This window comes from Vibrio sp. 10N.222.49.C9, assembly GCF_041474985.1.
Lineage (GTDB): Bacteria > Pseudomonadota > Gammaproteobacteria > Enterobacterales > Vibrionaceae > Vibrio > Vibrio crassostreae_C.
The window spans coordinates 1-272 of the sequence record NZ_JBFRVD010001040.1 but is presented as its reverse complement, the minus strand read 5'-3'; the positions used below and the strand labels follow the sequence as shown (position 1 = coordinate 272).

The following is a 272-nucleotide window of genomic DNA, read 5'->3' as shown; positions in this document are numbered from 1 at the left end:
ATCCTAATCAGGTCGACAGACCCCTAAACTTTAGAGAGATGACGTTGCAGATTCAACTTCTAGCGCAGTCCGAAGACAAACAATTACAGATCCAAGCATTGGCGGAGCGTTGGGGCTTGCAACATGATCCTGATAGTCAGTTTGCCTTGCAGTTAGGCGAGCGTCTAGAACTAAAAAAGCTGGATGAGCCTAAACTAGGGTCAATCTTCGTGGACTTTGCTGGTGGAGCCGTGGCGCATCGCCGTAAATTTGGTGGTGGTAAAGGGCAATCT

The 272-nt window shown here is 48.5% G+C and carries 1 protein-coding gene; it reads left to right on the top strand.

The genetic code is table 11. The features are described 5' to 3' along the window. Positions 1 to 44 precede the first annotated feature (44 nt). Positions 45 to 272 (top strand): class I SAM-dependent methyltransferase (locus AB4585_RS26795; protein ID WP_372171778.1); only part of this gene is annotated, 228 nt, incomplete at its 3' end.